Source organism: Sphingomonas sp. Leaf20, assembly GCF_001421535.1.
In the GTDB taxonomy this organism is placed as follows: Bacteria; Pseudomonadota; Alphaproteobacteria; order Sphingomonadales; family Sphingomonadaceae; genus Sphingomonas.
Map to the genome: position 1 here is coordinate 185,726 of NZ_LMKN01000010.1, position 7,973 is coordinate 193,698.

The window sequence follows — 7,973 nt, forward strand, 5'->3', positions numbered from 1 at the left end:
TGGCCTGTCGATGGTGCCTTGGGCCCATGGCCGCAGAACAGACTGGCCCGGCGCGCATTCTCCGGCCGGCTAGAACACGCACGCCCTGACCGCCCGGCGCAACTGGCGGGACGACCTGTCGCAGCATGGTTGCCGATCCCGACAAGATCTCTATGAGACATGATATCATATCGGTTGCGTGCGGGAAGACTTGGTGGCGAGAGCGTTGAAGGTAAGGGGGGCAGGCGGGGCGATCGCGCGAATGCCGCGAAGGCTGTCGCGCGTCGTCGGCGTGATCGGGCTGATGGCAGGATCGTCGGTCCAGGCGCAGGAGGCGGATGAGGCGGCCGAGCGCGATGACATCGTCGTGCTGGGAACGCGGACGTCGCGGGATGCAACGCTCTCGTCCGATCGCGCGACCGAGCTGATGTCGCAATCGAGCCGGTCGCTGGAGCAGGACATCCTGCGTGCGGCGGGCACCTATCGGCTGAGCGATGCGCTGGAGCTGGTCAGCGGAAGCAGCCAGCAGAACAACCGGGGCGGCTTTGCCGACAATTTCGCCATCCGCGGCTTCCTCAGCACCGCCGATGGCGGGGGCGAGTATTATACGGACGGCTTCATCGCCAACCGGGGGAGCGCACCCGCGCGCGATCCGGCGACGATCGAGCGTATCGAGATCCTGAAAGGGCCCGCCGGCGCGGTGTTCGGCGACATCGATCCCGCCGGACGCGTCAACATGGTGAGCAAGACGCCGCGCTTTGCCGCGCACGCGTCCGCGACGCTGCAATATGGCTCGTTCGACACGCGCCGGATCGAGCTCGATGCGACGGGGCCGCTGAGCGACACGCTCGCCGCGCGGATCGTGGTGGCGACGGAGGATAGCGATGGCTATCGCGACTTCGTGACGTTGAAGCGCCGGGTGGTATCGCCGTCGCTGACGTTTAGACCCTCCGATGCGGTCCAGTTGACCTATCTGGCGCAGCATATCGCATATGATGCCCCGTTCGATCGCGGCTTGACCGCGATCGCCGGCGATCCACTGGCGCTGCCTGCGTCGCGGTTCCTTGGCGAGCCGTCGAACGGCGCCACGCGCGCGCGCGATACGCGGCACCAGCTGACCGGGGAGGCGCGGCTGGGCGGGTCATGGTCGCTGGTCGGCGGGATCGCGTATCGCACCGGTTCGCTGCGTGGCATCTCGGCGGACCAGTCGCGGCTGGTGGACGGGCGGACGCTGTGGCGGCAACGGCGCGAGCGCGGCTATGAGGTCGAAGACCTTTCGGCGCGGCTCGAGCTGCGTGGCGAGGTCCACGCGCTGGGTGTCCATCGACCCAGCTTCGGCATCAAGGGGTATACGCTCGACTATCTCGAGCTGCTGAACCGGAGAAACCCGACCGAAACGCATCCCTATGCGATCGACATATTCGACCCGGTCTACGGGGTGGCGCAGGCGCTGCCGCTCCTTCCCAGCATCGATCAGCGCGAAACGCGGCAGGTGCTGTCGCTCTACGCGCAGGATGCCTGGGCCGTGACGACGAAGCTCGACCTCGTCGGGGGCGTGCGGTTCGACGCCTATCGCCAGCAACTCGAGCGCAACCTCGTCAACGCGACCACCGTTTCGAAGGCGGAGCCCGTCAACTTCCGGCTCGGTGCGCGCTATGCCGTGGACGAGGCGATCTCGGTGCATGCCAATTGGGGTGAGTCGGTCCAGCTCAATTCGGGCAGCGGGATCGGCAGCGTGGCGTTCGCGCCCGAGCGGGGGCACGGCTTCGAGATCGGCGCGGCGGCCCGCCTGAGCGGTCTGGACCTCGGCGTCACCTGGTTCGACATCCGCAAGAGCAACGTCCTGACCACGGACCCCAACGACGCCAATTTCCTCGCGCCCGTCGGATCGCTGACGAGCCGCGGGATCGAGGTCGACGCGTCGCTGCGGCTTGCGCGTCGCTGGCAAGCGGTCGTCAACTATGCGTGGACGAGGGCGCGCAACGACGACCGGTCCTTCGCGACGCCTTTGGCTCTCAACGTGCCGGATCATTCGGGCACGGTCTTCGTCGTGCATCGCTTCGATCCCGGTACGGGCCGGGACTGGCTGGTCAGCGGGGGCCTCGCCTATGTCGGCAAGCGCTCCGGCGCGACCGACGCCAGCGGCCTCGTCCTGCCCGACTATGTGAAGGTCAAGGCATCGGCCGAGATCCCGGTGTCGACGACGCTGACGCTGCGAGGGGAAGTCGATAACCTGCTGAACGCGCGCTATGCGCAAAGCTCGTACAATTCGTTCTGGATCTATCCCGGCGCGCCGCGAACGCTGCGCGCCTCGCTGCGCGCGGAATTCTAGAGGGATGTCATGACCCAGGCCCACACGCCGGCAACGCCCGGCGATACGCAGACCGCGCGCCAAAGCCCGGGCAGGCGCCTTGCGAGTATCGACGCGCTGCGCGGGCTGGTGATGGTGCTGATGCTGCTCGACCATCTGCGCGAGACGTGGATCGTCCTCGTCCCGATGCCCGATCCGGTGGATGCACGTACCGTAATGCCCGCGCTCGCGATCGCGCGCTTCGCGGCAAGCTTCTGCGCGCCCGTCTTCGTCGCGCTGACGGGACTCGCCGCCTATCTCTACGCCAGGAGCCATACACCCGGCGAGACCGCGGGCTTTCTCGTCAAGCGCGGGCTCTTGTTGATGGCGATCGACGTCGTGTATTTGTCGCCGCTCTATTGGGGGGTGGTGCCGCAGCCGACATTCTGGCTCCAGGTGATCTGGTGCCTTGGCCTGTGCATGATCCTGCTGGCAGCGCTGATCCGGCTGCCGCGACCTGCGCATATCGCGCTCGGGCTGGTGCTCGTCTGCGGGCACAACCTGCTCGACCCGATACGATTGCACCAGGGTGACACCCTTTTCCCGCTCTGGGCGCTGGTGCATCAGCGCGACGTGATCGCGTTGCCGTTCGGGTTCATCGCCAAGACGACCTATCCGATCCTGCCATGGCTCGGCGTCATGCTGCTCGGGCACGCGATCGGTCCATGGTTCGGGCACGACGTGTCGCCCACCATGCGGGTGAGGCGGCTTGTGCGCCTGGGCGTCGGGATGATCGGCGGCTTCGTCGTGCTGCGCCTTCTCAACGTCTATGGCGACGCGCCGTGGTACGTCGTCAAGGGCAGCGGCGTGCGGACCGTGATCAGCTTCCTGTCGATGACGAAATATCCGCCGTCGCTGCTGTTCCTGTTGCCGACGCTCGGCGGCGGCGCGCTGATTCTCGCGTTGCTCGAGATGCGCAGCGGATCGTGGCTGATAGAAAAGCTCGCCGTGTTCGGCGCGGCGCCGATGTTCTTCTACCTCTTCCACCTCACCGTCCTGCGCCTTCTCTATCATGGCGCGCTGGCCTGGTGGGGGCCGACCAGCGGATCGGTCTTCATGGTCGACGGCTATGGCTGGGTGATCGGCTGGTACGTCGCGTTGATCATGCCGCTTTATTACCCGACCGCGTGGTTCTCGCGACTGAAGCAGCGACGCCGCGACATTGCGTGGCTCCGCTTCTTCTGACTGCGCGCCTAACGCTGTTTCTTGGTCAGCGTCGCGGTGAAGTCCGGATCCTTGTTCGCGACCCAGTCGACGAACTTGCGCACGGCGGGGTTCGCCAGCAGGGCTTCGACATCCATCCCGTGGCGCTGCAATTCGGAATTGGTGAAGTTGGCGGTCAGGTTCTGCTGGCAGATCGGATGCATCGGAACCACGTCGCGGCCACCGCGGCTCTTGGGGACCGGATGGTGCCAGATGATGGTCTTTCCCGTGGGGCGACCGCAGAGCCAGCATGCCACCACCTCGACGGGCGCCTCGTCCTCGGCCTGCGCGTCCTCGTAGGGGCCGTGTTTCGAATGTTTACGGGCCATGTGCGTTTCGAAAGTCCCTGATGATGAGGCTGCTAGTAGCGGGGAAGTCGCGCTTGTCACAGCATCGAAGACATCGATCAGCCGGGATGTCAAAGTCGGCAGCACCAGCCGTGGGGGTCGTCGACATCATCGGACACCCGAAGCGCGCTGCGGAATGTGTGGACTTGCGCAGCCAATGGTTCCTTTCGAACGTTTAGCACCATCCCAGCTTCCCTTTTGGTTACTCATGGGATTCGGCTGGTCGCGGCGCGCGCCGGGCGGTAGGCAGATCATATTCGAAGCCCGGCGAACGCTCAGTGTTCGCCAGCATGTCGAAGCCCCTGAATTAAGGAACTATGGTTGCCGTCGATGGAAAAAATGCCAGCCCTGGCTCTGACGGGTATCAGCGGCCTCGATGATATCCTGAACGGCGGCCTGACCCCGGACCGGATGTATCTCGTCGAAGGCACGCCCGGTACCGGCAAGACCACCCTCGGGCTTGGCTTCCTCCTGACGGGTGCGGCGGCCGGGGAGACCGGGCTTTATATCACGCTCGCCGAGACCGAGATCGAGCTGCGGGCGGTCGCGCAGACGCATGGCTGGTCGCTGGACAGTCTGACGTTGTTCGAGATGGTCCCCGCCGATGGGCTGGGCGAAGACCAGGAACAGACGCTGCTGCATCCGAGTGAGGTCGAACTCGGTGAAACCGTTCGCGATATCATGGCAAAGGTCGACGAGGTTCGGCCGACGCGCGTCGTACTCGACAGCCTGTCCGAACTCAGGCTGCTCGCGCAGAGCCCGATCCGCTATCGTCGACAGATCCTCGCGCTGAAGCACTTCTTCTCGACGCGGAACTGTACCGTGCTGTTTCTCGACGACAAGAGCGGGACGGGGAGCGACCTGCAATTGCACAGCATCGCGCACGGCGTCGTCTCGCTCGATCAGATCCTGTCGGGCTTTGGTGCGCAGCGGCGGCGGTTGCATGTCGTCAAGATGCGCGGGGTCAAGTATCGCGGCGGCTATCACGACTTTGAGATCGAGCGCGGGGGCCTGCGTGTTTATCCGCGACTGGTCGCATCGGAGCATGAGACGGCGGAGGCTGGCGCCGCGGTTTCGACCGGCTCGCTCGAGCTCGACGCCTTGCTCGGAGGCGGGCTCGTGCCCGGAACCGCGACGTTGCTCACGGGCCCGGCGGGGGTCGGCAAGACGACGGCGTCGGTGCAATGCATGGTCGCCGCGCTCAAGCGGGGCGAAAACGCCGCCTATTTCCTGTTCGATGAGCGGATGCCGACATTGCTCACGCGCAGCGCGTCGCTCGGCATGGACCTCGAGCCGTATCTCCAGAACGGCCAGCTCGAATTGCGCGCGATCGATCCGGCGGAGATGTCGCCGGGGGAGTTTGCCGATGCGATCCGCAGGACGGTCGAGGATCACAGTGCGACGCTCGTCGTCGTCGACAGCCTCAACGCGTATCTCCAGGCGATGCCGAACGAGCAGTTCCTCGTCCTTCAGATGCACGAGATGCTGACATATCTCGGGCAGAAGGGCGTGGTCAGCCTCCTGATCCTCGGGCTTCACGGCGTGATGGGCGACATCCGGTCGGACGTGGATCTCAGCTATCTGTCGGATACCGTGGTCCAGCTGCGCTATTTCGAGGCGCATGGCGAAGTCCGCCAGGCGATTTCGGTGATCAAGACGCGTACCGCGCGGCACGAACGGACGATCCGCGAGTTTCAGATCGGCAGTCATGGGCTCCGGCTTGGTGAACCGCTCCGGCAGTTCCAGGGCGTTTTGACCGGGGTCCCGACATTTTCGGGTGAAGGAAAGACGCTGATGGCCAGCCAGATGGGGACGCTGGATTCACACGGTTAGCATGAACGCGCGCGTTCTGATCCTGGCGCCGCGCGGACGCGATGCGGCGATCGCGGCGGAGCTTCTCGCGCGTGGCGCGATCGAGACGCATGTGTGCGACAGCCAGCCGGACCTTGTTGAAGCGCTGCGCCAAGGGGCGGGTGCCGTCATGCTCACCGAAGAGGCGCTGGCGCCGAGCGCGTCGGCCCTGATCGATTGGGTCGCTGGCCAGCCCGCCTGGTCCGATATTCCGTTCGTGGTGCTAGCCAACGGGTCGCGGACGCCGCGCACATTGCTCGCGACCAGCCGGTTGGGCGATCTCGGCAACGTCGTCCTGCTCGAGCGTCCGTTGCACGCGGACGCCATGCTCGGCGCCGTGCGCTCGGCGCTCAAGGCGCGCGCGCGCCAGTACGAGGTTCGCGATGCGGCCGCGACGCTCGAACAGGCCGTCGTGGACCGGACGGCCGACCTCGAGGCAACGCGCGATGGCCTGGAAGTCGCGCTCGAGGCCGCGGGCATGGGGAGCTGGGACATCGATATCGTCACCGGACTGACCCGACGGACGCTGCGCCACGACGAGATCTTCGGCTATGCGACCAAGCTCGACCATTGGGACGTGGAGAGCTTCCTCGCGCATGTCGATCCGTTGCAACGCGATGCGACACAGGCCGCGTTCGACGAGGCGCTGGTCAGCGGCTCGCTCGACATCGAATGCTCGATCACGACGGCGGACGGCCGCAGCCGGTGCATCGTGGCCAAGGGGCGTGTGCGGTACGGCGCCGACGGCAACGCGATTCGGATGACCGGCGTGGTGTCCGACATCACCGATCGCCGCGACGCCGACATGCAGCTCGCGCAGGCGCAGAAGATGGATGCCATCGGCCAGCTCACCGGCGGCGTCGCGCATGACTTCAACAATCTGCTGACGCCGATCGTCGGCAGCCTCGATCTCATTCGCCGACGGCACAAGGACGACGAGAAGACGCAGCGCATGATCGGCGGCGCGTTGCAGGCAGCAGAGCGTGCGGCGACGCTGACGCAGCGGCTGCTGTCGTTCGCGCGGCGGCAGGCGCTGCAACCGCGTGCGGTCGATATCGGCAAGCTGATCGACGGCATCGTCGATCTGATCCGCCGTTCGCTCGGGCCATCGATAGCAGTGGTTCTGGATATCCCGGCGCATCTGTCGTCCGCCCGCGTCGATCCCAACCAGCTCGAGCTCGCGCTTCTCAATCTCGCGATCAACGCCCGCGACGCCATGCCGGGCGGCGGCCGGCTGACGCTGGGCGTGAGCGAGGCCAGCATCGATGGCCGCAATGCACTCGGGCTCAAGGGCGGGGGGTATGTACGGCTCGTCGTCGCCGATACGGGGAGCGGGATGGATCAGGCCACGCTCGCACGCGCGACCGAGCCGTTCTTTTCGACCAAGGGCGTTGGCAAGGGAACGGGGCTGGGCCTCTCGATGGTGCACGGGCTCGCGGCGCAATCCGGGGGGACGCTCAAGCTGGAAAGCGTGCCCGGCACCGGGACGACGATCGAGCTGTGGCTTCCCGCGTCTGCCGAGACGGGTGTCGAGCCGGACAAGCCGGTGGCCGAGCCGGTCGTCGCCGAGCGGGCGGCGACGGTGCTTCTCGTCGATGACGAGGAGCTGGTCCGATCGGCCACCGCGGAGATGTTGCGTGACATCGGCTACAGCGTCATCGAGCTCGCGTCCGCGTCGCAGGCGCTGTCGGCGATACGTTCGGGAATCGATGCCGATATTCTCGTCAGCGATTATGTGATGCCCGGAATGACGGGAGGACAGCTGATCAACGAACTGCGCGCGACCGGGGTTCGTATTCCGACATTGCTGGTCACCGGATATGCCGCCACGGGCGAGGACGTGCCGGGCGACGTGACGCGCCTCGCCAAGCCGTTCCGCCAGGTCGATCTTGCCGCGCGCGTCAACGAATTGCTTCGTCCGTTGCAAGACCCTGCTGAAACTGCCGCGATCGCACGTTGAAGCCAGTCGGTCGCCAACGCTGACCGCAGCTCGTCATCGCGTTACGATCCACGGCTGCTCGCTTGATGATCAGACTATGGTGGCTGGTCGTGTTAGTCAGCTACCCGGACCAAAGCCGTCTCGATGCGACCGATGCGCTCGGTCAGCCCCTCAGGGTCACCCAGCAGGACAAGGGGGCGTTGAAACGCGTGAGTTTGGAAAAATTGCCATAAAAGTGAAATTTGCATTTGACGGGGTTGGGGGAGGGGCCTAGAGGGGTGTCACCGCAGCGGAGTGCCTTACG

At 65.7% G+C, this 7,973-nt stretch carries 5 protein-coding genes; 4 read left to right on the forward strand and 1 reads right to left on the reverse strand.

Going from position 1 to position 7,973, the window contains the following annotated elements:
• Positions 1-241 precede the first annotated feature (241 nt).
• Entirely contained in the window at positions 242-2,311 is a 2,070-nt protein-coding gene (locus tag ASE72_RS17795) for a TonB-dependent siderophore receptor (RefSeq protein ID WP_056024797.1), read from the forward strand.
• A gap of 9 nt (positions 2,312-2,320) precedes the next feature.
• Entirely contained in the window at positions 2,321-3,514 is a 1,194-nt protein-coding gene (locus ASE72_RS17800) for a DUF1624 domain-containing protein (RefSeq protein WP_056024799.1), read from the forward strand.
• Between the two features lie 8 nt (positions 3,515-3,522).
• Here the strand turns inward: ASE72_RS17800 and ASE72_RS17805 are convergent, their stop codons facing one another.
• Complete coding sequence (locus tag ASE72_RS17805) at positions 3,523-3,861, reverse strand: hypothetical protein (RefSeq protein WP_056024801.1); 339 nt, start codon at positions 3,859-3,861, stop codon at positions 3,523-3,525.
• 357 nt (positions 3,862-4,218) lie between these two features.
• Here ASE72_RS17805 and ASE72_RS17810 point away from each other — a divergent pair, with 357 nt between their 5' ends.
• Both ASE72_RS17810 and ASE72_RS17815 read left to right on the forward strand, forming a co-directional pair.
• Complete coding sequence (locus ASE72_RS17810) at positions 4,219-5,712, forward strand: ATPase domain-containing protein (RefSeq protein WP_235532436.1); 1,494 nt, start codon at positions 4,219-4,221, stop codon at positions 5,710-5,712.
• A 1-nt stretch (position 5,713) separates the two neighbouring features.
• Positions 5,714-7,690 (forward strand): PAS domain-containing hybrid sensor histidine kinase/response regulator, encoded by a 1,977-nt coding sequence (locus tag ASE72_RS17815; RefSeq protein ID WP_056024808.1) that lies wholly within the window; start codon positions 5,714-5,716, stop codon positions 7,688-7,690.
• The last annotated feature ends 283 nt before the right edge of the window (positions 7,691-7,973 follow it).

What these genes read in the sequence shown, in the direction of transcription:
- ASE72_RS17795 (WP_056024797.1), top strand. Translation starts at nt 242, where the DNA reads ATGCCGCGAAGGCTGTCGCGCGTCGTCGGCGTGATCGGGCTGATGGCA.
- ASE72_RS17800 (WP_056024799.1), top strand. Translation starts at nt 2,321, where the DNA reads ATGACCCAGGCCCACACGCCGGCAACGCCCGGCGATACGCAGACCGCG.
- ASE72_RS17805 (WP_056024801.1), bottom strand. Translation starts at nt 3,861, where the DNA reads ATGGCCCGTAAACATTCGAAACACGGCCCCTACGAGGACGCGCAGGCC.
- ASE72_RS17810 (WP_235532436.1), top strand. Translation starts at nt 4,219, where the DNA reads ATGCCAGCCCTGGCTCTGACGGGTATCAGCGGCCTCGATGATATCCTG.
- ASE72_RS17815 (WP_056024808.1), top strand. Translation starts at nt 5,714, where the DNA reads ATGAACGCGCGCGTTCTGATCCTGGCGCCGCGCGGACGCGATGCGGCG.